The organism is Solibacillus sp. FSL H8-0538, assembly GCF_038003525.1.
Taxonomy (GTDB): Bacteria; Bacillota; Bacilli; order Bacillales_A; family Planococcaceae; genus JBBOPI01.
In genome coordinates this window covers 2398826-2424376 of sequence record NZ_JBBOPI010000001.1, presented here as the reverse complement: position 1 = coordinate 2424376, position 25551 = coordinate 2398826, and the positions used below count along the sequence as shown (strand labels likewise).

Genomic DNA, 25551 nt, shown 5'->3' with positions numbered 1-25551 from the left:
CCGCACCCTTGAGGTCGCTTCGGTTCCTTCCCACGTGTGCAATCACACTCGTCAGGCTCCTCCAGCGCTTATCAGGTGCAAACTGGCGCGAACGCGCTTTTCTAGAGAGAGGTAGAGACGAGATGAAGAAATGGTTTGCTGTTATTGGTGATCCGATTGCACATTCGAAATCACCTGAAATGCATAATGCTTGGTATGAAGAAATGAACGCAGATGCGACCTATATTCCTGTCCACGTGAAGCCAGATGATTTACTGGCGGCGGTTCAGTCGTTTAAAACGCTCGGTGCAAGTGGCTGGAATATTACTATTCCGCATAAGGAAACGATCATTCCTTACTTAGATGAGTTAGATGACATGGCCAAGAAAATGGGCGCAGTGAATACGGTTGTTCGGACAGCAGAAGGCAAGCTAAAGGGCTATAATACAGACGGTGCTGGCTTTGTGCGTTCGCTTGAAGAATCAATTGGCACGAAGCATAAAAACAAACGTATTTTACTAATTGGTGCGGGTGGAGCTGCACGTGGTATTGCCTTTGCACTGCTGGCGGCTGGCTATCATGATTTAACGATTGCAAATCGTACTGTAGCCAATGCGCAGAAAATTATAGATGAGCTTGGCGATGGTGTGGCAATTTCACTTGAGCAGGCAGAAGCGACGCTTGATTTGTATGGGGTTTTCATCCAAATGACACCAGCAGGGCTGAAAAACGGGGAATTTACTCTCCCTTTTTCAATGGACAAGTTTCCAAAAGGAGCGATTGCGGCGGATATAGTGTATAATCCATTATTGACGCCTTTTTTACTGGCAGCACAGGACAAAGGTGCAGTGATCGTCAACGGACTGGGGATGTTCGTACACCAGGGCGCTATTGCGTATGAATACTGGCTTGGTGAATCCCCAAATACAAATTCAATGATTGCAAGGCTTACAGAGCAATTGCAGAAATAAATAAATCGCATAAGTCGATTTGTTTTAGGAGAGGAATAATTTTCATGTTAACAGGCAAACAAAAACGTTTTTTACGTGCCCAGGCACATCATTTAGATCCGATTTTCCAAGTAGGCAAAGGTGGCGTAAACGATGCGATGATTTCGCAATTACGCGATGTATTGGAAGCTCGTGAATTAATTAAAGTACGTATTTTAGATAACTGTGAAGACGACAAGCATGATGTGGCGCAAAGCTTAGCAGCTGGTACTCGTGCAGAATTAGTACAATTGATCGGCTTAACAGTTGTATTATATAAAGAATCACGCAACAGCAAAAAAATTGAGTTACCGAAAGTGGCGAAAAAGTAAGGTGACGTAATTTGAAGAAGGTCGGCATTTTAGGTGGTACATTTAATCCACCACATATTGGCCATTTAATTATGGCAAATGAAGTTTATTATGCGCTTGGTCTAGATGAAGTTCGTTTCATGCCAAATGCCAAAGCACCACATAAAGAGGCGGGGCATGCAGTCACAAATGCTCAGCGAATGCGCATGGTAGAGCTTATGACAGAACTGTATCCACAGTTTAAGGTGGAACATTTTGAGATGGACCGCGGCGGGATTTCGTATACGTATGATACGATTGTCGAAATGCTTAAGCGTGAGCCGGATGTCCAGTTCTACTTTATTATCGGTGGCGATATGATTGATTCGCTTCATACATGGTATTGCATTGAGGAACTGAGCAAGCTTGTCCAGTTTGTAGGTGTTAAAAGACCAGGTACGCAAGGCGAAACATCATACAATGTGATAATGGTAGAAGCACCTGAAATCAACCTATCTTCATCGTTTATTCGCAATCGCTTGCAAGCAGGTAGAACGTTACAATTTTTACTACATCCAGCTGTAGACGCTTATATTCGAAAGGAGGGTCTTTATGGAACGAGCGACATTACTCGCAGCGATTAAACCTCGCATGCCTGAAAAACGCTACATTCATTCGCTTGGTGTAATGGAGACAGCTATACAACTAGCTGAACGATACGGCGAAGACCCGAAAAAAGCAGAAATTGCTGCCATCATACATGATGTAGCAAAATATGCCGACGTCGAATGGATGCGAAAAATTGTGTTAGAAAACGGCTTAGATACTCGCTTAGTTGAGTGGAATGCCGAAATATTACACGGTCCGGTGGGTGCTTGGATTGCCCAAACTGAATTTGGTGTGCAGGATGAGGATATACTAAATGCTATACGTCATCATACAACCGGCCGTGCTGGAATGAGTAAATTAGAAAAGATCATTTATATCGCAGACATGATTGAGCCAAATCGTAAATTTCACGGCCTTGAGAAGCTACGAGTAAAAGCACAAAAAGACTTGGATCAGGCGATGAAAGCTTGCGTCCGTCATACAATTGCTTTTTTAGTGGATACTAAGCAGCGAGTTTATCCAGTATCAATCGACTGTTATAATGATCTCATGAGAGAGGAATAAATTTAATGAACGAAACATTATTACAAATAGCATATAAAGCAATCGACGATAAACGAGGTGAGGATATTGTTGTATTAAACATGCAAGGTATTTCACTTTTAGCAGATTATTTCATCATTACTGAATGCGGTTCTGAGCGTCAAGTACAAGCAGTTGCACGTGAATTAAAAGAAAAAGCAGAAGAAAACGGCTTTAACGTTCGCAAAATGGAAGGCTTTGATTCAGCTCGCTGGATTTTAGTTGATATGGGCGATGTTGTTGCACATGTATTCCATAAAGATGAGCGTGCTTATTATAACCTAGAGCGCCTATGGGGAGATGCTCCTCAGCTAGACGCACCAGAAGTGTAAGATGAATAGCTACGAACGTTTTGCGAAAGTGTACGATGAGTTAATGACAGATATTCCTTACGATGAATATGTTGAATGGATTCAAACGTATGCCCCGATAGCAGATAATAAAAATCTATTAGACATTGGCTGTGGCACAGGTACACTTGCGCTAATGCTTGATCAAGCAGGCTATGCTGTGTCAGGTGTTGACCTATCAGAGGATATGCTAGCAGTTGCGAGCGCGCGTATGGAAATGGCGAATGCCCAAATTCCGTTATTTGCAATGTCAATGGATGAGCTAGACGGCTTTAATGAGCTGGATGTAGCAATTATTCCAATTGATTCAATCAACTATGTAACCGACGAGTCAGCAGTGATTGAAACGTTAAAACGTGTATTTGCAAGTCTTCGCGCAGGCGGGCAGTTATTTTTCGATGTGCATTCATTATTTAAAATGGACGATATCTTTTTAACGAGCCCGTTCACATATGATGATGGTACGATTACGTATATTTGGCATACCGCGCCGGGTGACTATGAACACTCGGTATATCACCAAATGAGCTTCTTCGTGGCGACAGAAAACGGCTTATTTGAGCGTTTCGACGAGGAGCATTTTCAGCGAACATTCGATCCAGCACAATATGTGAAGTGGCTAAAGGAAATTGGCTTTTCTGAAGTTTTTGTAACAGCAGACTGGTCAATTGAAGCACCAGAAGATGAAAGCGAACGTGTATTTATTCGTGCAATTAAATAGTCAAATCGTAAGTTTAGCGTGATTTAGTAAGAACATCTTTTCATTAAGAGGCAAATTTTGTATAGTGGAGGTAGCTCCATATGATTTGCCTTCTGACTTGAAAGGGTGTTTTTTTATTTTGCAGCCATTTCTACAGAAGTATGGCAAGCGCGTGCTAATCCCCGGCATCGTTTGCATAATTGGAATTATTTATTTTTTCTTTCCTCAAAACAATTCAGCAAGTCCCACTATTAATTTGATTGAAACAATTCCTATTGAAGAAACGACACAACAACAGCAAATTGAAGTATTAACAGAAGAAACTGTTACACAGCCTATCATTGTCGATGTCAAAGGTGCTATCCATTACCCAGGTGTTTATGAACTAACAGAAGATGACAGAATTATAGATTTGATTGAGCTTGCAGGCGGTTATACCGAGAATGCCAATCCGCAGCTTATTAATCATGCGCAAAAATTGCAGGATGAAATGGTCATTTATATTCCGAGGCAAGGAGAAGAGCTGACGGAGGCAATGCAAACCCTTGTACAGGTTGCTAGCGTATCGCCTAGTGGTGCTATCGGTAGTACGAATGGATCGAGTAAGGTAAATATCAACAAGGCTGATGAGGCGGCCCTGGTGACGTTACCAGGTGTTGGTCCGGCAAAAGCACAGGCAATACTCACTTACCGTACTGAGGTTGGTAGCTTTCAAACAATAGAAGATTTAAAAAAGGTGTCCGGCATTGGCGAAAAATCATTTGAGCAACTTAAAGACTTAATCGATGTAAAATAACGTACAATTAGGAATATGTTGCATTGCCATAAGCGCAGACAAGGATTAAACTTAATGAAAGTGAACATTTTTGGAGGTTGTCATATGGAGCGTATTACATGGGATCAATTTTTCATGGCACAAAGCCATTTGCTAGCACTTAGAAGTACATGTGCAAGACTTGCCGTTGGTGCAACAATAGTAAGAGAAAAACGCATTATTGCAGGCGGCTATAACGGCTCGATTTCTGGCGATGAGCATTGCAATGAGCAAGGTTGCTATGTGATAGATAATCATTGTGTACGTACGGTACATGCTGAAACGAATGCATTATTGCAATGTGCAAAATACGGTACTCCTGCAAACGGAGCTGATTTATATGTAACGCATTTCCCGTGCTTGCCTTGCACGAAAACGATTATTCAAGCAGGGATAAAAAATGTGTACTATGCGAAAGATTATAAAAATAATCCGTATGCTATGGAGCTATTTGCAAAAGCGAATGTCAACGTTGTTCAAGTGCCGTTTAACGAAACGAAAATCGACTTCTTGAAGGATGAGAAGTATGCGCTTACTTTTGAGCTATTAGAAAAGTTGCGCGCACTAGGTGCAAAGCAGGAGGAATTGGCCCCTCTTGAGGAGAAGATGCATGCATTATTTGGTCAACTTATTCAAGCATAAATGGATTTTTTACGCCTTGTCGATTCTTATTAGCGCGGTTGCTGCTCATGAATCGGCGGGGCTTTTATTTTTGCTCATTTTATTAACTGCGTTTTGCTATTATAAAGGCTTTTGCTTAAGTCAAATTGTTGCCCTAGCGCTCGTTGGATTATTGTCCTTTTATTATTTTTCCTATGAGGTAGGTAAACTCCAGGAGCCACTACAGCTCCCAACAACATTAACATGGACCGATGAGTATAAAATTAGTGGTACGACGTTGCGCGGCTTTATGAAGGATGCCAAAGGGGCGAAAATTTATGCGACGTATACGTTAAAAAGTGAGAGTGAAAAGGAAAGCTTCCAAAGCACCGCACTTGGTGGTCATCGTTTTATTGTGCGGGGTGAATTGCAAGAGCCGGCAATGCCTGCCCATCGTTACGGGTTTTCTATGGCAGGCTATTTGATGAGCAAAGGTGCACGGGGGATTTTAGAAATTTCGAGTTTAACTTACGTAGGACAAGCAAATAATGCCCTTCAGCCACTGTATAAGCAACGTTTTAAGGTGAAACGACATATTGAACAATACTTTCCTAAAACGCTCGTAGCAGAAGCACAGGCGCTATTAATCGGATTGCAGGAAAATGTAGATGATGAATTAAACCGAGCGTATCAAAAACTAGGCATTACACATTTATTTGCGATTTCTGGCCTACACGTGGCACTAATTTCTTGGCTGTTTTTTCAAAGTATGCTCCGAGTAGGTGTGCGTCGGGAGCTAGCTTCAATAATTTTATTAGTGCTGTTGCCGATGTACGCGATTTTAGCCGGTGGTGCGCCGTCTGTTTGGCGCGCGGTTTCCGTCGTTGAGCTCATTATGCTGGCTCGCTATTTAAACTGGACAATCCCGATTGATGATGCAATGGCAATGAGTTTTATAGTGTTTGTATTACTAGAGCCAGGCGTGGTATTTCAAGTAGGATTTCAATTATCTTATTTGGCAACGCTTAGTATAATTTATTCGGGGCAGATTTTAACGCGCTATGCAAACTGGTGGATGCAGTCTTTTTTTATTACGTTTGTATGCCAAATCCTTGTATATCCACTTTTGCTTTATCATTTTTTTGAGATTAGTATTTCCTCGTTTATTGCCAATATTGTTTTTGTACCGTTATTTTCATTTGTCATTTTGCCGGTAAATATTGTACTCCTGATTGTAACGTGGATACCAGGCCCTTTTGCAGGCTTGTTTTTTGAACTGTATGAGCCTTGTCGTTTATGGCTAACAGACGGCATCTTGTTTTTACAGGCTTCCTCGTACCAAATGTGGAATCCGGGAAAACCGTCACTGTTGTGGATCATCATCATGTACGTAAGTGTTTTTACCGCGTTCTATTTTCTGGATTCGCGTGCTAGTTACAAGAAAGTTGCTGTGGTATTACTTGCGCCTGCGATTGCTTTTCATGTGCAGCCGTATTTGCAAAAGGATTTAAAGTTATCATTTGTGAATGTGGGGCAAGGAGATTGTATTGTCATTTCACTGCCACACCGAAAAGGAATCTATTTAATAGATGCAGGTGGATTACTACGTTTTGAGCAGGAGCAATGGAAGGCACGTACTAATTTATTTGAGGTAGGTCGGGAAATTGTCGTGCCGTATTTAAAGGGGCAAGGTATTCAGTCGGTGGATTCCTTTATTTTGACGCATGCTGATGCAGATCATGTTGAAGGTGCGGAAGAGGTACTTCGCGAAATTCGCGTGAAGGAAGTACATGTCACACCGAATTCATTGGCAAAGCCTGTCATGGACGATTTTTTAGATGAAATACAAAACTCAAGGACGATTATTCGGGAGCGCATGAGCGGACATAGCTGGGAGCAGGCAGGTGTGCAGTTTAGCTATTTATGGCCGTATGAAACAGAATACGAAGGCAATAATGATTCGCTCGTGTTACTTGTTCAAACAGGTCCATTTAAGGCGCTGCTAACAGGTGATTTAGAAAAAGAAGGGGAAGCGGAACTGGTGAAACAGGCAGCTGCAGAAATTTCGAATGTCGCGTTATTAAAAGCAGGGCATCACGGGAGTAAAACATCAAGTACAGAAGAATTTATTGCACTGACAAATCCTATGCTTACAATTTTTATGGCAGGAAAAAATAATCGCTATAAGCATCCACACGCAGAAGTAGTAGGTCGTTTTGATGATAAGGGATTAATGCATTTAACGACAGGAGAGGTTGGTACGGTTGAAGTGACGATTACGAACCGTGGCATGCAGGTGGAAACGTCGAATGAATGGTTTATAAAATAAGAAAAGGCTTTGTCAATGTCGACAAAGCCTTTTCTTATGCTTTAAAATTAGCGTGTTGCCACTTCTACGATCATAGCGATGATGAACATAGCAGCGAAGAAAGCGAATGATACGCCCATGCCAATTCCAGCGTCGATTGCATCGTTACGTTGAGATGCACGTCCTCGGCCTTCGAATGGATTTTCTGCAACGTAATTTGGATCTTGATGTGCCATATATATCCCTCCTACTCCAATATTATTATAAGTGAATGGGTTTTAAAAAGCTATATGGAATAGTACGATTTCCTAATGTAAGATTGCAAAAGATTGACTTAATTTATACACATTCGCAAGCCACAAAAAAATGTGTATACTAGAATTTACAGAAGATAGAGGGGGCTCCCACATGTTTACAAAAGTATGGAAAGATTTTAAGAATGGGAAATTTGCGCCTGTTTATTTACTAGTCGGGGAAGAATCCTATTTCATAGATGAAACAATTATGCGATTGAAAGAAGCACTTGGCGATGGTGACGAGGTTGAAGTGATGACCTTTGATTTAAATGAACAGCCGATTGATTATGTCATCGATGAGGCAGATACGATTCCATTTTTCTCTGACCGAAAATGTATTATCGCAAAAAATGCATCCTTTTTAAAGGCGACCGATAAAGGCAAGGAAAAAATAGATCATGATCTCAAACGTTTGGAAAATTGGTTGGGACACCCGTCAGATACAGCGATAACACTATTTATTGCACCGTATGAAAAGTTGGACGAGCGCAAAAAAGTGACAAAGCTGATGAAAGAAAAAAGTGTAATGCTTCTCGCAGAAACACCGCAAAATAATGATTTATATGTATGGATTCAGTCTGAGGTTGAAGCGTTTGGTAAAGTAATTGCTGATGATGCAGCGGTGAAATTAGTCGAAATGGTCGGCGCACATATGCTACAGCTACAACAGGAAATTGAGAAGCTGGCGTTATATCTTGGTGAGGATTATGAAATTACAGTGGAGCTTGTAGAGGATTTAGTTGCCAAAACATTGGAACATGATGCGTTTAAAATGCTCAATGCGTATTTAGCACATAATCAAGCAGAGGCGCTGAAAATTTATCATGATCTACTGCGTCAAAAAGAAGAACCGATTATGCTCGTAGGATTGCTGGCGTCGAATATTCGGACGATGAGTAATGTGTATTATTTACAGAAAAAGGGCTATCACCCACAGCAAATTGCCAAGCAGCTAAAAATTCATCCGTACCGTGTGAAAATGATTACGGAACAACGGAATCGCCCATCTGATGAGCGGTTGTTGCAGGCATTGTATAGCTTAGCGCAGGTAGATTTACAGTTAAAAACAACAGGCGGTAATCGTGAGCGCCACTTAGAATTATTTTTAATGAAAGCTTTATAAAAATTTTGATGCAAAACCGTCCTTGTGGGGCGGTTTTTTACGTTTGGCGGATAAGTAGGGGAAATTGGCGGATATCTGTATGAAATGCGCGGATATACTGTAGAATTTGGCGGATATCGAATTCAAACAAAACAAAACAAAACAAAACGAAAAAAGGCCAATCGTCCCATGGAACGATTGACCTTTAAGAGTCGGTATTAAGCTTTTTTAGCTAAACGAGACTTTTTACGAGAAGCCGCGTTTTTGTGGATAAGACCTTTAGAAGCAGCTTTATCTAAAGCTTTAGAAGCAGCAACAACTAATTCTTGAGCGTTTTCAGCACCAGTAGCTAGAGCTTGTTCAGCTTTTTTCACTGTAGTACGCATAGCTGATTTAGCTTGTACGTTAGCAGCGTTTGCTTTTTCAGCAACCTTAACACGTTTAATTGCAGATTTAATGTTTGGCATATCTTTCACCTCCTAAATTATAGGTACGAGATGAGTATCTTCTCACTTATTTCATGTGTCAATACAACAAAAATCATTCTACCAAAGGATGAGACTAATTGCAATACATAAATGCAAAGAATATTTACTTGACAGTTTGACCACACTTAAAATGAGGTGATGAAATGAAAAAGATCGAGTGGAATCGAACGGATTTAATTGATGAGGCAGAAGAAGTTGTCATTCATCAAACAAAACAGCAAAAGGAGAAATTGAAGGATTCGAGTGGAATTCTAATAGAAGAGTCACAGGAGAATCGAGTAAAAATAACAAAAGTAACGGTGGATGAAAAAGGTGAAAAGCAAATCGGTAAAAAAAAGGGAACTTATGTCACGCTATCCGTGCCGACATTGACACCAGATGACAAAGATGGCTTTTCACAGCTTGAAGCGGCACTCGAACATCATTTAGAGGAAATGCACCGAGATATCGTCTTTACAAAGGATCAAAAGGTGCTCGTTATAGGACTAGGAAATAAAACAATTACACCAGATGCAATCGGCCCATTTACCATTGATTCGATGCATAAGCTACAATCAGAGCTCGAGTCGCCGCAATTTGTTTTGTACGCGCCGGGTGTAACAGGACAAACGGGCTTTGAGACGAGTGATTTTATCGCTGCTCTTACCGATAAAATTAAGCCAGCCCTAGTTATTGTCATTGATGCGCTTGCAACGAGTGGGAGTGCGCGCCTTTGTCGGACAATTCAACTAACAAATACAGGTATCCATCCGGGTTCTGGTGTTGGAAATCAGCGTGCCGAAGTTTCAAAGGAAGCAATCGGCGTACCAGTTACGGCAATTGGTATACCGACTGTCGTGGAAGCACCGATTTTAATTGCAGATGCAATCGATGTTGTTTTTCGTTCGATTGCTGCTCAAATTGAAGAAAGGGGAAAGCCATCACGCAAATTATCTGTTAAGCCGTGGACGCCATCAACGGAGAGTGTGGATTTAGAATTAATTAAACCAATTTTCGGGGAATGGTCGACGTGGACTACTGAGGATCGTCGACAGTTATTTGAAGAAGTATTCTCTAGTCACCCTGAGCGTTTAATTGTTTCACCAAAGGAAGTAGATATTTGGCTAATTCAGTATGCACTCCTGTTAAGTAACTGCCTTTTCAAATGGATAAAAACTGCTGAAGATACGTTCTAATCGCACCCTCTCCTCCATAATGTAGTGGAGAGAGGGTGTGTCATACATGCATAAATTGAAACGATTATTAGGTTTACTCCTTTTTTTATTTATGTTACCAATTGCAATTGGGCAATTACCTTTTCCAAATAACAAAACTTCATTGGAAGAACAGCCGGAGCAAAAATTGGTAGCTTATGCAGCAGCACCGATGATCGAGACAGAGGAACCATATTTACCATCACCATTTCAAGTACTCCTGCTATTTACGCATTCGCATGAGACGTATAAACCAGTTGTCAAGTTAAAAAGTGGTGTGCAGGCTGTTTATGATGAGCAAACGAATATTTTTTCAATGCAGGAGCTAATCGGTCATTATTTACAACTAAATGGCTTACAATCTACTGTACTGGATTTAGATGTGATGACGGTGATGAAACAGCAAGGCGCTAATTTTTATCAAGCGTACGATGTGGTGCGTCCATATTTAGCGGAGGAACTGAATAAAAATCAGTATGATCTTGTATTAGATATTCACCGTGATTCAGCAAAGTCGGCTGTAACAACGATTGAAGCTGACGGACAAAAATTTGCCAAAATTGCGTTCGTGATCGGTGCAGAGCATGCGGGCTATGAAAGTAATTTTGCCTATGCGGAAATCCTAAGTGAACGCTTAAATACAATTGTGCCAGGAATTTCACGTGGTGTTATTAAAAAGCAAGGTGAAGATGTTGATGGTGTTTATAATCAAGATTTATCACCGGTTATGCTACTTGTGGAGTTAGGTGGAATTGATAATTCTGAAGAGCAGTTACAAAGGACAATGGCGGTGCTAGCACAGGCGATTGCAAAAACTTTTGTAACCGAACAATTGTAATACATTTGTGAGGGAGAAATTGTTTTACTGAAATAGAGAAAGACAAGTGAATAATTTACTACAACATTGCTAAAGTAGGCGTTCGACTGCTATAATTCAGATAGTTTAAATCCATTCAGCCAAATTCTTTCACCGATTACAGCGGTGGAATGCATTAATTTTTGGCTCTTTTATAGGGTAGCTGTTACCCGCTGAATGAATTTAATGCCTACGGTGGATGTCATAGATTTTGAAAGGAGTTAATTGTGCATGCACAATTCAAAATCTAGACGCAATTACGCCGAGGCGTAATTGATATAGGAGTGGACGAATACATGAACCGAGAAGAACGTTTAAAACGACAAGAGAACATTCGAAATTTCTCTATTATCGCACATATTGACCACGGGAAGTCGACGTTAGCTGACCGTATTTTAGAGAAAACAAAATCAATCACACAACGTGAAATGAAGGCGCAATTACTTGATTCTATGGATTTAGAGCGTGAGCGCGGCATTACAATTAAATTAAATGCTGTACAGTTGAAGTACACAGCAAAAAACGGTGAAGTATATACTTTCCACTTAATTGACACGCCAGGACACGTCGATTTCACGTATGAAGTTTCGCGTTCATTAGCTGCATGTGAAGGTGCTATTTTAGTAGTAGATGCGGCACAAGGTATTGAAGCACAAACGTTAGCAAACGTATACTTAGCGCTTGATAATGAATTAGAGATTTTACCTGTTATAAATAAAATCGATTTACCAGCAGCGGATCCAGAGCGTGTACGTCAAGAAGTTGAAGATGTAATTGGTCTTGATGCTTCTGAAGCAGTACTCGCTTCTGCAAAAGCTGGAATTGGAATTGAAGATATTTTAGAGCAAATCGTAGAAAAAGTACCGGCACCAACTGGAGACCCAGATGCGCCACTACAGGCACTAATATTTGACTCGGTTTATGATGCCTATAAAGGGGTTATTATTTCGATTCGAATTATGAATGGTACACTGAAGCAAGGCGATAAAATTCGAATGATGGCTACTGGTGCTGAGTTTGAAGTTATTGAAGTTGGTGTTCATACGCCGAAATCAGTACCACAAGCTGAATTAACCGTAGGAGATGTTGGGTACTTAACAGCTTCTATCAAAAATGTGGGTGATACACGTGTAGGTGATACAGTAACGTTCGCTAACCGTCCTGCAGAGGCACCACTTGAAGGATACCGTCGTTTAAATCCAATGGTATACTGTGGTCTTTACCCAATTGATACAGCAAGATATAACGATCTTCGTGATGCATTAGAAAAATTAGAGCTAAATGACTCTGCACTGCAATACGAGCCAGAAACATCTCAAGCGTTAGGTTTCGGTTTCCGTTGCGGATTTTTAGGTCTTCTTCATATGGAAATTATCCAGGAACGTATCGAGCGAGAGTTCAATATCGACCTAATTACAACAGCACCATCTGTAATTTATGATGTAAACATGACGGATGGCACAGTGCTGAAAGTCGATAATCCATCAATGATGCCAGATCCACAAAAAATCGACCGCATTGAAGAGCCTTATGTAAAAGCAACAATTATGGTACCAAATGATTATGTTGGTGCTGTAATGGAGCTTTGCCAATTAAAACGCGGAAATTTCATGGGCATGGAGTATATCGATACAACTCGAGTACAAATTACGTATGAAATGCCGTTATCAGAAATCGTTTATGATTTCTTTGATTATTTAAAATCAAATACAAAAGGTTATGCGTCATTTGATTACGAATTAATCGGCTACAAACCATCGAAGCTTGTAAAAATGGATATTTTATTGAATGCTGAGCAAGTAGATGCACTAAGCTTCATCGTTCACCGTGACTTCGCATATGAGCGTGGAAAAATAATCGTAGAAAAATTAAAAGAGCTGATCCCGCGTCAACAATTCGAAGTACCAATTCAAGCAGCGGTTGGTCAAAAAATTGTCGCCCGTTCAACAATCAAAGCAATGCGTAAAAATGTACTTGCAAAATGTTACGGTGGAGATATTTCACGTAAACGTAAACTTCTTGATAAACAAAAAGAAGGTAAAAAACGTATGAAGCAAGTCGGATCAGTAGAAGTACCACAAGAAGCGTTCATGGCTGTACTGAAAATGGATGATTCTAAATAATGATTTCCTAAAAGAGGTACGTCTTTGTAATGTAATTATTACAGGCGTCCTCTTTTTTTGGTCAAATTGAATAAAAAATCTTTCCGTTGCATAAAAATTCGTATCTTAGCATAGCGTTATATGCTACATAAAATGGTTTTTGGTAAAAAAAGGGTTGTTTTTTGTGTGGAATGCTAAAAATAAATTGATGTTTAAGAAAAAAATATTATGGTGCGATGTAATATTTTTGTGATATGTATACATAATTCAATAATTATAAGATTTTATTTTTACTATTTTTCATAAGTTTATAACAAAAACCATTATTGTTAGCTTAAATGGTGTAGCAAAAGAAGTTTATAATTATATGGTAAAAAATAGTATAAATACCTATTTTGAATATCTGAATAATAAAAATATTTTTAATATTGGTTCTTTTAATAATTTTATGATTGTAGTAAAATGGTGTTAATATTAACAAATGATGTTAGTAGCTATGAAGCTTCACATGCTTGTTATTTTTAGTGCCTAGCACGTTACGTAAAACTTCAATTGTGTTGGAGTTTTATCGCCCGTTTATGGCGAGTGAATCTAGGATTTAGATTTAGAGAAACAAATTTGTTCCCTAAATTTGAAACAAGTACTAAATAAGCAATACACGTAAAAGCATCTTGATAGATATGACAATCACTATAGCGAGCAAGTAATTACATCCTATGTGATGGAGCAAAAAATACTTCAGTTAGGGAGATGGATTTTATGAGTAAGCAAATTGAAATCAATGTGCCAGAGTGGTTTGTTCTTGACGAACTACATACACTTGATACGATTATTAGTCCAAATTCGGAAAATATCGGTATTTTAATGGCGGGTGAGAACTTTGATTTATCAAAAACATGCAGCCCAACTGTACGACTATATTTAATGCGTTTAATAGACGATAAATATGAAGTAATAAAAGAGCTGGATGCATTTCCGTTTAATTCAACGGTTGAGGCAAAACGTTTCTCGGCGAAGTTACCAGAGCTCAATGCTATCGATCTTGTCATGATGTTGAATAAAGAAGAACCAGTATTTTCAATATAAAATGTTGCCGTACTCTCATACGCAGAGTACGGTTTTTTAGTGGTTAAGAAAGTATAACTTTCTTAACCACATAAGTAAGGACATCAACTCGCCCTATTTTGGGCGAGTTGTGTCTTTCTAATTTCTTAAATAGCAGAAAATTGTTTTTTACGAAAGAAACGCTACAATAAGGGAAGTAATAGACGTAGAAGCGTTTAAATTATTTAAAGGAAGTGGTTTTAATGGCTAGAGGTGTATACATTCACATTCCTTTTTGTCATCAAATTTGTAATTACTGTGATTTTAATAAAGTGTATTTTAAAAATCAGCCAGTTGATGAATATATTGAGGCACTTGGTAGAGAAATCGAACTAACGGTTGCTCTGATGCCAGAAGCATTTGCTAATATTGAAACAATATTTTTAGGTGGGGGCACACCAACCTCCTTGTCTCCACAACAAATTACAACATTACTTGCGCATATTGCGAAACATATTCCAATGTCAAACTTAAAAGAGTTTAGCTCAGAAGCAAACCCTGATGAGCTTACAGTTGAAAAGTTACAGGCACTTTATAATGGCGGGGTAAACCGTCTAAGTATGGGCGTCCAGTCATTTGATCAGGGGCTGCTACAAAAAATCGGCCGAACACACTCAAATGAGCATGTGTATGAAACAATCGAAAATGCGAAACGTGTCGGCTTCGAAAACATTAGTGTCGATTTGATGTACGGCTTGCCTGGACAAACGATGGAGCAATGGAAGGATACTTTAGATAAGGCACTAGCACTAGGCTTGCCACATTACTCAGCGTATTCATTAATCGTTGAGCCAAAAACAATTTTCTACATCCAATATGCAAAGGGGAAGCTACATTTGCCAACAGAGGATTTAGAGGCAGATATGTATGCCGTATTAATGGACACGATGGCGGCTCACGGTAAGGGGCAATACGAAATAAGTAATTTTGCGCATGAAGGGTACGCTTCAACACATAATAAAATTTATTGGGATAATGATGAATACGCGGGTTTTGGCGCTGGTGCACACGGTTATTTACAAGGTGTACGTTACTCTAACCATGGTCCAATTAAAAAATATATTGATGCGATTATGAGTGGTGAACGTCCGCTCATTTTTACACATGAAGTAACGGACCAGGAAAAATTAGAAGAGCAAATGTTTTTAGGCTTACGAAAAACAGCGGGTGTGACGCATGTAGAGTTTGAAATAAAGTTTGGTCAAACGATGCATGAAAAATACGGAGAAATTATAAAAACGTTACAAAAGGCCAAGCTAATTTCAGTAGATGACGTCGGAATTCGCCTTACACGAAAAGGTCGATTTGTCGGAAATGAAGTTTTTCAACATTTTTTATTAGAAGATTGAGCGATTCCATTGACATAAAATTAGAGATTTGCTAATTTAATAATAGTATTAGCACTCCTTCTTACCGAGTGCTAACAGAGGTGATAACGATGTTAACAAATCGGCAGTTACAAATTTTACAAGTAATAGTAGATGATTTTGTGTCGTCTGCTCAACCAGTAGGGTCGCGTCAAATTTCGAAAAAAGAAGAAATTACCTTTAGTTCTGCTACTATTCGTAATGAAATGGCTGATTTAGAGGAACTAGGCTTTATAGAAAAAACGCATACATCTTCTGGTCGTGTACCGTCCGAAAAAGGTTATCGTTTTTATGTAGATCATTTATTACAGCCTCAAACTATAACATCAAATGAAGTCAAGCAAATCCATTCCATTTTCCAAAAACAAATTGTGGAGACTGAGCAAATTATTCGTGAATCTGCGAATATTTTATCGGAGCTGACGACGTACACGACAATTTTACTTGGACCCGATGTACAAAAACACCGGGTGAAAAGGTTTCAAATTGTTCCACTTACGGAGCATACCGCAGTGGCAATAATCGTGACGGACAATGGACATGTTGAAAATCGACTATTAACATTGCCACCAGGTTTTAGCCCTTCTGACATTGAAAAAATGGTAAATATTTTAAATGACCGGCTAACAGGTGTTTCCTTGCATGAGTTTCATTTGAAGCTTGAAAGTGAAGCGCTCGCCTTACTGAGGCAACATGTTAGTACGGCTGAATCAGTTATTCAATCATTATTAACTGTTGCAACGAATCAATCAGAAGGTAAAATATACTACGGTGGTAAAACAAATATGTTCAACCAACCCGAGTTCCACGATTTAAATAAAGTCCGAATGCTGATGGATTTGATGGACAAGGAGAGCCAATTGCAATCGATTTTCCAACCAGACAGTTCAGGGATTCAAATTCGAATTGGTTCGGAAAATAACCATTTAGCAATGGAAAATTGTAGCGTTATTACGGCATCTTTTTTAGTCTGTGACGAGCAGCATGGATCAATTGCAATAATTGGTCCAACGCGCATGGATTACCAACGAGTTGTTACAATTCTTGATGTGATGCGCAGGGGCTTAACACACGCCTTTATGAAGGGTCGCAATGATTCACTATGAGGAGGATTACTAGTGTCTGAAGTGAAAGAAAACAAAGAAGTAGTGGAAGAAGTAACAGCAACTGTAGAAGAAGTTGAAACAGCAACAGAGCAAGTAGAAGTTGTTGTTGATGAAAACGAAGCAAAAATCGGGGAGCTTGAAGCAAAGCTAGCGGACGAGGAAGCTCGTTACTTACGCTTACGTGCAGATTATGATAATTTAGCACGTCGTAGCAAGCTGGACCGCGAAGCTGCGGAAAAGTACCGCGCACAAAGCCTATTAACGGAGCTATTACCTGTGCTTGATAATTTAGACCGAGCACTTCAAGTTGAAGTGGCGTCTGAAGAAGCGGCTTCGTTATATAAAGGGGTTGAAATGGTTTTCAAGCAACTCCTTGAAGCAACAAATCGTGAAGGCCTTGAGGTGATCCCTGCAGAGGGCATGTCCTTTGATCCAAATATTCACCAAGCTGTTATGCAAGAACAGGATAGTGAAAAAGAAGCGGGCACTGTATTACGCGAGCTTCAAAAGGGTTATAAATTAAAAGACCGCGTATTACGTCCAGCAATGGTTTCTGTAAACGAATAATAAAATGGTTATTTACACTTTATGTGTTTAAATATTAGGAGGCAAAATAAGATGAGCAAAATTATCGGTATTGACTTAGGTACAACAAACTCATGTGTATCAGTATTAGAAGGCGGCGAACCAAAAGTAATTCCAAATCCGGAAGGTAACCGTACATCTCCATCAGTAGTAGCTTTCAAAAATGGTGAAAAACAAGTTGGGGAAGTAGCAAAACGTCAAGCAGTAACAAACCCAAACACAATTATGTCTATCAAATCTAAAATGGGCACTTCTGAAAAAGTAACTGTAGATGATAAAGAATATACACCACAAGAAATTTCAGCAATGATCCTACAATACTTAAAAGGCTATGCTGAAGACTACCTTGGCGAAAAAGTAACAAAAGCGGTAATTACAGTACCAGCTTACTTTAACGATGCACAGCGTCAAGCGACAAAAGACGCTGGTAAAATCGCTGGTCTTGAAGTAGAGCGTATTATCAACGAACCAACTGCAGCAGCATTAGCTTATGGTTTAGATCAACAAGACGTTGACCAAAAAATCTTAGTATTCGACCTTGGTGGCGGTACGTTCGACGTATCTATCCTTGAATTAGCTGACGGCGTATTCGAAGTACTAGCAACTGCTGGTGACAATAAGCTTGGTGGCGATGACTTCGACGATAAAATCATCGAATATTTAGTGGCTGAATTCAAAAAAGAAAACGGCATCGACTTATCAAAAGACAAAATGGCTATGCAACGTCTAAAAGATGCAGCTGAAAAAGCGAAAAAAGATTTATCAGGTATTACGACTACTCAAATTTCACTGCCATTCATCACAGCAGGAGCTGATGGTCCACTTCACTTAGAAGTATCATTAACTCGTGCAAAATTTGACGATTTAACTCGTGACTTAGTAGAGCGTACGATCACTCCAACACGTCAAGCGTTATCAGATGCGGGCCTTTCAGCTTCTGAATTAGATAAAGTAATTTTAGTTGGTGGTTCTACTCGTATTCCTGCAGTAGTAGAAGCGATTAAACAAGCAACAGGTCACGAACCACATAAAGGTGTAAATCCTGACGAAGTAGTAGCAATGGGTGCTGCTGTACAAGGTGGCGTACTTTCTGGAGATGTTCAAGGCGTATTATTACTTGACGTAACTCCATTATCACTTGGGATCGAAACAATGGGTGGCGTTATGACGAAATTAATCGATCGTAACACAACGATCCCAACATCTAAATCTCAAGTGTTCTCAACTGCAGCTGACAACCAACCTGCAGTAGACATTCACGTATTACAAGGTGAGCGTTCTATGGCAGCTGACAACAAAACGTTAGGTCGCTTCCAATTATCAGATATCCCACCAGCACCACGTGGTATTCCACAAATCGAAGTAACTTTCGATATCGATGCAAATGGTATCGTATCTGTTAAGGCGAAAGACCTTGGTACACAAAAAGAACAAACAATCGTAATCCAATCTGCTTCTGGATTAACTGATGAAGAAGTAGAACGTATGGTTAAAGATGCTGAAGCGAACGCTGAAGCGGATGCTAAACGTAAAGAAGAAGCGGATCTTCGCAACGAAGCAGACCAACTTGTATTCCAAGTAGACAAGACAATCACAGACTTAGGTGAGCAAATTACTGAAGACGAAAAGAAATCAGTAGAAGCCGCTCGTGACGAGTTAAAAGCAGCTCTAGAAGCTGGTGAATTAGAAGGAATTAAAGCTTCTAAAGAAAAATTAGAAGGTGTTCTTCAACCACTTGTAATGAAAGTATACGAACAAGCGGCAGCTGCTGCTCAAGCTGGTGGTGCTGAAGGTGCTGACTTCGATGGTGCAGGTGCAAAAAAAGACGACGGTATCGTAGACGCAGATTTCGAAGAAGTTAAGGACACTAAATAATCTACTACCATTTTTTACAAAAATAGCATTAAGGAAGACAACCTAAGTTTGCCGCGTTCTGCGGCAACTGTTGTCTGACCGACATCCTGTCGGACCAAAGTCAAAGACCGGATAGACGGCTTTGACTTTTTCACTGTATAGACGAAAAAAATAATTTTGTATAAAAGCTAGGCATACATCATTTTTTTATCATGTTACAATAGACGTTATGTAGAAAGAGCGGAGAGTGAACAATGAGTAAGCGCGATTATTATGAGGTACTTGGCATTTCAAAAAGTGCAAGTAAAGATGAAATTAAAAAAGCGTACCGTAAATTATCAAAACAATTCCACCCAGATTTAAATAAAGAAGATGGTGCTGATGAAAAGTTTAAAGAAGTTGCGGAAGCTTATGAAGTATTGAGCGACGACCAAAAGCGTGCGCGCTATGATCAATTCGGTCACGAAGATCCAAATGCTGGCTTTGGTGGAGGAGGCTTCAACGGTGGTGGTTTTGGCGGCTTCGAAGATATTTTCAGCTCGTTCTTTGGTGGCAGTGGACGCCGTCAAGATCCAAATGCACCTCGTAAAGGGGACGACCTACAATTCCGCATGAACATTAGTTTTGAAGAAGCCGTTTTCGGAAAAGAAACAGAGATTGAAATTCCGAAAGACGAGAAATGCGACACATGTAATGGTTCTGGTGCAAAACCAGGAACAAACCCACAAACATGTTCGCAATGTAACGGTGCAGGACAAATTAACCAGGCTGTGGATACACCGTTTGGACGTATGACGAATAAGCGATCTTGTCCTAGCTGTCGTGGCGCAGGCAAAATTATCGTTGAAAAATGTACACCTTGTCGCGGTGCAGGAACTGTTCAAAAACGTAAGAAAATCAAAGTTAACATCCCAGCTGGTGTTGATGATGGGCAACAATTACGCGTATCAGGTCAAGGGGAGCCAGGTATCAACGGCGGCCCAGCAGGTGACCTATACATAGTATTTAATGTTCGCAAGCACGAGTATTTCGAACGTGACGGCGACGATATTATGTATGAGCTAAAATTAACCTTCCCACAAGCAGCACTAGGGGACGAAATTGAAGTACCGACAGTGCACGGAAAAGTGAAATTAAAAATTCCGGCGGGTACACAATCAGGCGCACAATTCCGTCTAAAAGATAAAGGTGTAAAAAACGTACACGGCTACGGTATGGGGCACCAATATGTAATCGTAAACGTTGCAACTCCAACGAAGCTTACTGAAAAACAAAAGCACTTACTACGTGAATTTGCAGAAATTAGTGGTGATATTCCTGAAGAACAAGGAAGCTCACTATTAGATAAAATTAAGAAAAAATTAAAAGGTGAATAGTAAGGGAGCGGAATGCAAGTGAAATGGACGGAATTATCGATTTTAACAACACACGAAGCCGTTGATGCTGTAACAAACATTTTACATGAAGCTGGTGCGAGCGGCGTTGTAATTGAAGATTCAAAGGAATTGGATAAAGAAAGAGTCGATCGCTTTGGTGAAATTTACGCATTAAATCCAGCTGATTTCCCTAAAAAAGGCGTCAATGTAAAAGCATATTTATCGGCAACAAGCTTTTTGGCTGAAACTGTTGAAGAAATCAGACTTGCAATTGCTAATCTAGTCAATTTCGATATTAATATTGGCGACAATGTCCTGTCGGTATGTGAAGTAAATGAAGAAGACTGGGCAACGGCTTGGAAACAGTACTATCACCCAGTAAAAATCTCAGAGCGCTTTACAATTGTTCCAACATGGGAAGACTACACACCAGTTAGCACAGATGAGTTAATTATTGAATTAGATCCAGGTATGGCATTCGGTACGGGTACACATCCAACGACGGTTATGTGTCTTCAAGCGCTTGAAAAAGTAGTCGAACAAGGCAATACAGTAATCGATGTAGGTACAGGTTCCGGAGTATTATCAATTGGTGCTGCAATGCTAGGCGCAAAGAGTGTTCACGCACTTGACTTAGACGAAGTCGCGGTAAATTCTGCGCGTGAAAATGTTGCATTAAATAAAGTTGCTGACAAAGTCGAAGTATTCCACGGTAACTTACTGGATACAGTAAAGGAACCGGCAGATGTAGTCGTAGCAAATATTTTAGCTGAAATTATTATGACCTTTACTGACGATGCATTTTCAATCGTAAAACCCGGCGGACTGTACGTAACATCTGGTATTATCGGTGCGAAAAAAGAAGATGTGAAAACGTCATTAGAAGCTTCAGGTTTTATCATTGAAGAAGTATTAATGATGGAAGACTGGGTAGCGATTATTGCACGTCGCCCACTAGCGTAATGAAATGAAAAATTCAACAGCTGCTATCAAGTAGCTGTTGTTTTTCTTAGTGGATAATAAAGGACATCAACTCGCCCTATTTAGGGCGAGTTGTGTCTTTCTAATAAGGAGGTACTTTTTTTATGCAACGTTATTTTGTACAGGAGCCTTTTAATGAGGTTGGAGAAACGGTCATTACAGGTGACAATGCACGTCATATGAGTAAAGTTATGCGTATGGCAGTAGGGGATAAAATCATCGCCGTACATATTGATACAGCGTATATTTGTGAAATACTAGACATTGACCAGAATGTAACAGTTCGTCAAACTGGCGAAACGATTCCGTCACCAGAAATGCCGATTAATGTCGATATTGCTTGTGGTTTGCCGAAGGGTGATAAGCTTGACTTAATTACACAAAAGGGCACCGAGCTTGGCATGCATGCACTTATCCCGTTTTCAGCTGAACGCTCTATTGTAAAATGGGATGATAAAAAAGGTGAAAAGAAAACAGAGCGTCTGCAAAAAATTGCCCAGGAAGCAGCGGAGCAATCTCACCGTACACATGTACCGGCGATTTTGCATCCAATTGCATTCAAAAAACTTTTAGAAATTATTCCAAATTATGATGCGGTATTTATTGCAGACGAGGAAGATGCGAAGCAAGAGGTGCGCACAAGGTTTGCGGATAAGCTAAAAAAAGTGTATGATATGAAATCGGAATCTATTTTATTAATCTTTGGACCTGAAGGCGGAATTTCGCGCAAGGAATCAGCAGCATTAATTGATGCCGGCGCGCAAACTATGTCACTCGGACCACGTATTTTACGTGCAGAAACAGCGCCACTTTATGCGCTCTCTGCCATTTCTTATGAATTTGAATGAAAGAGGTGTACAAGCCTTGTCAATTGTGGCTTTTCACACATTAGGCTGTAAAGTAAATCATTACGAAACAGAAGCAATCTGGCAGCTATTTAAAGAGCAAGGATATGACCGTACGGACTTTGAACATCAAGCGGACGTTTATGTCGTAAATACATGTACCGTAACAAATACCGGCGATAAAAAATCTCGTCAAGTAATCCGTCGCGCCATTCGACAAAATCCAGATGCGGTTATTTGCGTAACAGGCTGTTATGCACAAACATCACCAGCAGAAATTATGGCGATTCCTGGTGTCGATATCGTTGTAGGTACGCAAGACCGCGAAAAAATGCTCGGTTATATCGACGAATTCCGCGAAGAGCGTCAACCTATTAACGCAGTTCGTAACATTATGAAAAACCGTGTGTATGAGGAATTAGACGTTCCTGCGTTTACCGACCGTACACGTGCATCACTAAAAATTCAAGAAGGCTGTAATAACTTCTGTACTTTCTGTATTATTCCTTGGGCGCGAGGACTCATGCGCTCACGTGATCCACAGGAAGTAGTGAAGCAAGCACAGCAACTTGTTGATGCAGGCTATCTTGAAATCGTCCTAACAGGTATCCACACAGGTGGTTACGGGGAAGACTTAAAAGATTATAACTTGGCACAATTACTACGTGATCTTGAATCACAAGTAACAGGTCTTAAACGTTTACGTATTTCTTCAATCGAGGCTTCTCAGTTATCTGATGAAGTAATTGATGTAATTCGTGAATCAAATATCGTCGTAAATCACTTACACATTCCGATTCAATCGGGGTCGGATACTGTATTAAAACGTATGCGTCGTAAATACACAATGGACTTCTTCTCTGATCGTATTAAAAAACTTTCGGAAGCCCTACCTGACTTAGCCGTTACATCGGACGTTATCGTTGGATTCCCTGGTGAAACAGAGGAAGAGTTCATGGAAACATATAACTTCATTCGTGATCACAAGTTTTCGGAGCTACACGTATTCCCGTACTCAAAACGTACTGGCACACCAGCAGCACGCATGGACGATCAAATTGATGAAGACATTAAAAACGACCGTGTCCACCGCCTAATCGCATTAAATGACCAATTAGCAAAAGAGTACGCGTCACGTTTTGAAAACGAAGTACTTGAAGTCATTCCAGAAGAACGTTTCAATGAAGGCGGCACCGAAAACCTTTATGTTGGTTACTCAACGAACTACCTAAAAATATTATTTGAAGGTAGTGAAGATATGGTAGGCAAGCTTGTGAAAGTAAAAATTACAAAAGCGGGCTATCCATACAATGAAGGTCAATTTGTTCGTATATTAGAAGAACAAGTAAAATAATAAACATGTTAATAGAGAGCTGAGCTGAAAGTGGACAATTTCACTTTCAGCTCAGCTTTTTTGATTTGAAATAGTTACTCGTTCATATTGTGTTATATAAAAATGATATTAAGGAGAAGATGGTAGAGTTAAGTATTGTAAAAGATACACAAAAATATTAGTTATCTAGTCGTAAGAAAATTGGTGCCAACGTACAATATAGAGATGCATAGAAAAAAACCATATTTGTCGACCGTTTTTAGCCAACTAAGAATGAATGAAATGATAGTTTTTAGTAGAAATTAACGGAATAGAAGGTGATGAGATGAAGTATGTAAAAAGAATTTTCTTGCCCGTGTTACTAGTGGCAATGATAGGATGTGCGAATGAGGAGATTGCCGTTAGTCATATTTTTGGTGAAACGGGAGTTGGTCCTGTCATTGAGATAGAAATTCCTAGTGAAGTAGCGGATCATTACGGGGCGCTAAATTTGGAATTGAAAGCGGGGGATTTTGAAAAAGTTGATAACACAGATGGCTCGATTACGATCATCATGCAGCAACAAAGCGCAGAGGAAATTTCACAACATGCTGTCGCCATGTTCAATGAGTTCGAAAAAGCTGTTTCTGATGAGAACGCGGAGGCTATAGTGACGAACGTACAATTTAATAACCATTTCTCGGAATTCATTTTTAATGTAAGAAGTAAAGAGATGTTATATGACGAAAACTTTGTACTAACGGAAGAGATTTTATTGAAAAATGCATTAGCCTATCAGATTGTCAATAAGATGGAGCCAACTGTAAAAATACAATATTTTGATACGGCAAATAATGAGTTTATTGCTGAAAAAATAGTTCCTTAAAAAGATTATTAGCGAAAATTAAAAGAATTGTCTGGCACTTCATGAGTGACTAATTTAATGATATGATAAAGACGTACGGACAACCTATATAAATTCCAAAAGGGAGCTATGAACATGACGCAACATTATAATGCAATGATTGACCACACTTTATTAAAAGCAGACGCTACACGCGAACAAATTGCTACAATCTGTGAAGAAGCAAAAAAGTACGTTTTTGCATCGGTTTGTGTAAACCCGACTTGGGTAAAGTACAGTGCAGAACTATTAGGTGGAACTGAAGTAAAAGTATGTACAGTTATTGGTTTCCCATTAGGTGCTTCTACATCAGCGGTAAAAGCTTTTGAAACAAAAGATGCAATCGCGAATGGCGCGGGTGAAATCGATATGGTTATTAACATCGGTGCACTTAAAAACGGTGAGTTTGACTTAGTTCAGGAAGACATTAAAGCAGTTGTAGATGCTGCAAATGGTACTTTAGTAAAAGTAATTATTGAAACGTGCCTGTTAACAGAAGAAGAAAAAGTGAAAGCTTGCGAACTTTCTGTTGAAGCAGGTGCTGATTTTGTAAAAACTTCAACTGGATTTTCTACTGGTGGCGCAACGGCGGAAGATATCGCGTTAATGCGTCAAACAGTTGGTCCAGATTTGGGTGTAAAAGCATCTGGTGGGGTTCGTAGCTTAGAAGATATGCAAAAAATGATTGCCAATGGTGCAACTCGAATTGGTGCTTCATCAGGTGTTGCCATTATGAATGGATTAATTTCAGAATCAAACTATTAATTTCGTATAGTTTCTATTGACTGTATCGTAACATTACGATATAATTCTTTAGTACACATTAACAGTGAGTTAATGCTATGTATTGACGTGTGTT

Annotated in this window: 26 protein-coding genes; 24 read left to right on the top strand and 2 right to left on the bottom strand. The window is 39.7% G+C overall.

Annotation, left to right across the window (positions count from 1 at the left end; genetic code table 11):
- Positions 1 to 122: 122 nt before the first annotated feature.
- The 9 genes from aroE (at position 123) to MHH87_RS11525 (ending at position 7242) form a co-directional block, all read left to right on the top strand.
- A complete protein-coding gene (gene aroE / locus MHH87_RS11565) occupies positions 123 to 950 on the top strand; it encodes a shikimate dehydrogenase (protein ID WP_340749458.1) in 828 nt (275 codons plus the stop codon).
- Positions 951 to 994: 44 nt separating this feature from the next.
- Entirely contained in the window at positions 995 to 1300 is a 306-nt protein-coding gene (gene yhbY / locus MHH87_RS11560) for a ribosome assembly RNA-binding protein YhbY (protein ID WP_340749457.1), read from the top strand.
- 11 nt (positions 1301 to 1311) lie between these two features.
- Positions 1312 to 1902, top strand: a complete 591-nt coding sequence (locus MHH87_RS11555) for a nicotinate-nucleotide adenylyltransferase (RefSeq protein ID WP_340749456.1) — start codon at positions 1312 to 1314, stop codon at positions 1900 to 1902.
- Positions 1871 to 2431, top strand: coding sequence for a bis(5'-nucleosyl)-tetraphosphatase (symmetrical) YqeK (gene yqeK / locus MHH87_RS11550; RefSeq protein WP_340749455.1), 561 nt, complete (start codon positions 1871 to 1873; stop codon positions 2429 to 2431). Before MHH87_RS11555 ends, yqeK begins: the two co-directional genes overlap by 32 nt.
- A 5-nt stretch (positions 2432 to 2436) precedes the next feature.
- Positions 2437 to 2781 carry a ribosome silencing factor gene (gene rsfS, locus MHH87_RS11545; RefSeq protein WP_340749454.1) on the top strand — a complete coding sequence of 115 codons (345 nt, stop codon included), beginning with the start codon at positions 2437 to 2439 and terminating at the stop codon, positions 2779 to 2781.
- 1 nt (position 2782) lies between these two features.
- A complete protein-coding gene (locus tag MHH87_RS11540) occupies positions 2783 to 3520 on the top strand; it encodes a class I SAM-dependent DNA methyltransferase (protein WP_340749453.1) in 738 nt (245 codons plus the stop codon).
- 118 nt (positions 3521 to 3638) lie between these two features.
- Positions 3639 to 4295 (top strand): helix-hairpin-helix domain-containing protein, encoded by a 657-nt coding sequence (locus tag MHH87_RS11535; RefSeq protein ID WP_340749452.1) that lies wholly within the window; start codon positions 3639 to 3641, stop codon positions 4293 to 4295.
- Positions 4296 to 4379: 84 nt separating this feature from the next.
- On the top strand, positions 4380 to 4955 hold the full coding sequence (locus tag MHH87_RS11530) for a ComE operon protein 2 (protein WP_340749451.1): 576 nt from the start codon (positions 4380 to 4382) through the stop codon (positions 4953 to 4955).
- On the top strand, positions 4924 to 7242 hold the full coding sequence (locus tag MHH87_RS11525) for a DNA internalization-related competence protein ComEC/Rec2 (protein ID WP_340749450.1): 2319 nt from the start codon (positions 4924 to 4926) through the stop codon (positions 7240 to 7242). Before MHH87_RS11530 ends, MHH87_RS11525 begins: the two co-directional genes overlap by 32 nt.
- Positions 7243 to 7289: 47 nt before the next feature.
- Here the strand turns inward: MHH87_RS11525 and MHH87_RS11520 are convergent, their stop codons facing one another.
- The gene (locus MHH87_RS11520) at positions 7290 to 7457 is read right to left on the bottom strand and encodes a YqzM family protein (RefSeq protein ID WP_340749449.1); all 168 of its coding nucleotides are present in this window, start codon (positions 7455 to 7457) and stop codon (positions 7290 to 7292) included.
- Between the two features lie 172 nt (positions 7458 to 7629).
- Here MHH87_RS11520 and holA point away from each other — a divergent pair, with 172 nt between their 5' ends.
- Positions 7630 to 8640 carry a DNA polymerase III subunit delta gene (gene holA / locus MHH87_RS11515; protein WP_340749448.1) on the top strand — a complete coding sequence of 337 codons (1011 nt, stop codon included), beginning with the start codon at positions 7630 to 7632 and terminating at the stop codon, positions 8638 to 8640.
- Positions 8641 to 8837: 197 nt separating this feature from the next.
- Here holA and rpsT read toward each other — a convergent pair whose 3' ends face one another.
- Complete coding sequence (gene rpsT / locus MHH87_RS11510; RefSeq protein ID WP_340749447.1) at positions 8838 to 9086, bottom strand: 30S ribosomal protein S20; 249 nt, start codon at positions 9084 to 9086, stop codon at positions 8838 to 8840.
- A 164-nt stretch (positions 9087 to 9250) separates the two neighbouring features.
- Here rpsT and gpr point away from each other — a divergent pair, with 164 nt between their 5' ends.
- The 14 genes from gpr (at position 9251) to deoC (ending at position 25457) form a co-directional block, all read left to right on the top strand.
- Positions 9251 to 10282, top strand: coding sequence for a GPR endopeptidase (gene gpr, locus MHH87_RS11505; RefSeq protein ID WP_340749446.1), 1032 nt, complete (start codon positions 9251 to 9253; stop codon positions 10280 to 10282).
- Positions 10283 to 10328: 46 nt separating this feature from the next.
- Complete coding sequence (gene spoIIP / locus MHH87_RS11500) at positions 10329 to 11138, top strand: stage II sporulation protein P (RefSeq protein ID WP_340749445.1); 810 nt, start codon at positions 10329 to 10331, stop codon at positions 11136 to 11138.
- A 314-nt stretch (positions 11139 to 11452) separates the two neighbouring features.
- Positions 11453 to 13279 carry a translation elongation factor 4 gene (gene lepA, locus MHH87_RS11495; protein WP_340749444.1) on the top strand — a complete coding sequence of 609 codons (1827 nt, stop codon included), beginning with the start codon at positions 11453 to 11455 and terminating at the stop codon, positions 13277 to 13279.
- 738 nt (positions 13280 to 14017) lie between these two features.
- The gene (locus tag MHH87_RS11490; protein ID WP_340749443.1) at positions 14018 to 14344 is read left to right on the top strand and encodes a geranylgeranyl pyrophosphate synthase; all 327 of its coding nucleotides are present in this window, start codon (positions 14018 to 14020) and stop codon (positions 14342 to 14344) included.
- Between the two features lie 221 nt (positions 14345 to 14565).
- The gene (gene hemW / locus MHH87_RS11485) at positions 14566 to 15711 is read left to right on the top strand and encodes a radical SAM family heme chaperone HemW (protein WP_340749442.1); all 1146 of its coding nucleotides are present in this window, start codon (positions 14566 to 14568) and stop codon (positions 15709 to 15711) included.
- An 89-nt stretch (positions 15712 to 15800) separates the two neighbouring features.
- The gene (gene hrcA / locus MHH87_RS11480) at positions 15801 to 16835 is read left to right on the top strand and encodes a heat-inducible transcriptional repressor HrcA (RefSeq protein ID WP_340749441.1); all 1035 of its coding nucleotides are present in this window, start codon (positions 15801 to 15803) and stop codon (positions 16833 to 16835) included.
- A 12-nt stretch (positions 16836 to 16847) separates the two neighbouring features.
- On the top strand, positions 16848 to 17402 hold the full coding sequence (gene grpE / locus MHH87_RS11475; protein ID WP_340749440.1) for a nucleotide exchange factor GrpE: 555 nt from the start codon (positions 16848 to 16850) through the stop codon (positions 17400 to 17402).
- 51 nt (positions 17403 to 17453) lie between these two features.
- A complete protein-coding gene (dnaK, locus tag MHH87_RS11470) occupies positions 17454 to 19295 on the top strand; it encodes a molecular chaperone DnaK (RefSeq protein WP_340749439.1) in 1842 nt (613 codons plus the stop codon).
- A gap of 233 nt (positions 19296 to 19528) precedes the next feature.
- A complete protein-coding gene (gene dnaJ, locus MHH87_RS11465) occupies positions 19529 to 20650 on the top strand; it encodes a molecular chaperone DnaJ (RefSeq protein WP_340749438.1) in 1122 nt (373 codons plus the stop codon).
- An 18-nt stretch (positions 20651 to 20668) separates the two neighbouring features.
- The gene (gene prmA / locus MHH87_RS11460) at positions 20669 to 21613 is read left to right on the top strand and encodes a 50S ribosomal protein L11 methyltransferase (protein WP_340749437.1); all 945 of its coding nucleotides are present in this window, start codon (positions 20669 to 20671) and stop codon (positions 21611 to 21613) included.
- 122 nt (positions 21614 to 21735) lie between these two features.
- Complete coding sequence (locus tag MHH87_RS11455; RefSeq protein WP_340749436.1) at positions 21736 to 22479, top strand: 16S rRNA (uracil(1498)-N(3))-methyltransferase; 744 nt, start codon at positions 21736 to 21738, stop codon at positions 22477 to 22479.
- A gap of 16 nt (positions 22480 to 22495) precedes the next feature.
- On the top strand, positions 22496 to 23830 hold the full coding sequence (mtaB, locus tag MHH87_RS11450) for a tRNA (N(6)-L-threonylcarbamoyladenosine(37)-C(2))-methylthiotransferase MtaB (protein WP_340749435.1): 1335 nt from the start codon (positions 22496 to 22498) through the stop codon (positions 23828 to 23830).
- 304 nt (positions 23831 to 24134) lie between these two features.
- The gene (locus tag MHH87_RS11445) at positions 24135 to 24674 is read left to right on the top strand and encodes a hypothetical protein (protein ID WP_340749434.1); all 540 of its coding nucleotides are present in this window, start codon (positions 24135 to 24137) and stop codon (positions 24672 to 24674) included.
- Positions 24675 to 24788: 114 nt separating this feature from the next.
- Entirely contained in the window at positions 24789 to 25457 is a 669-nt protein-coding gene (gene deoC / locus MHH87_RS11440) for a deoxyribose-phosphate aldolase (protein ID WP_340749433.1), read from the top strand.
- Positions 25458 to 25551: the final 94 nt, after the last annotated feature.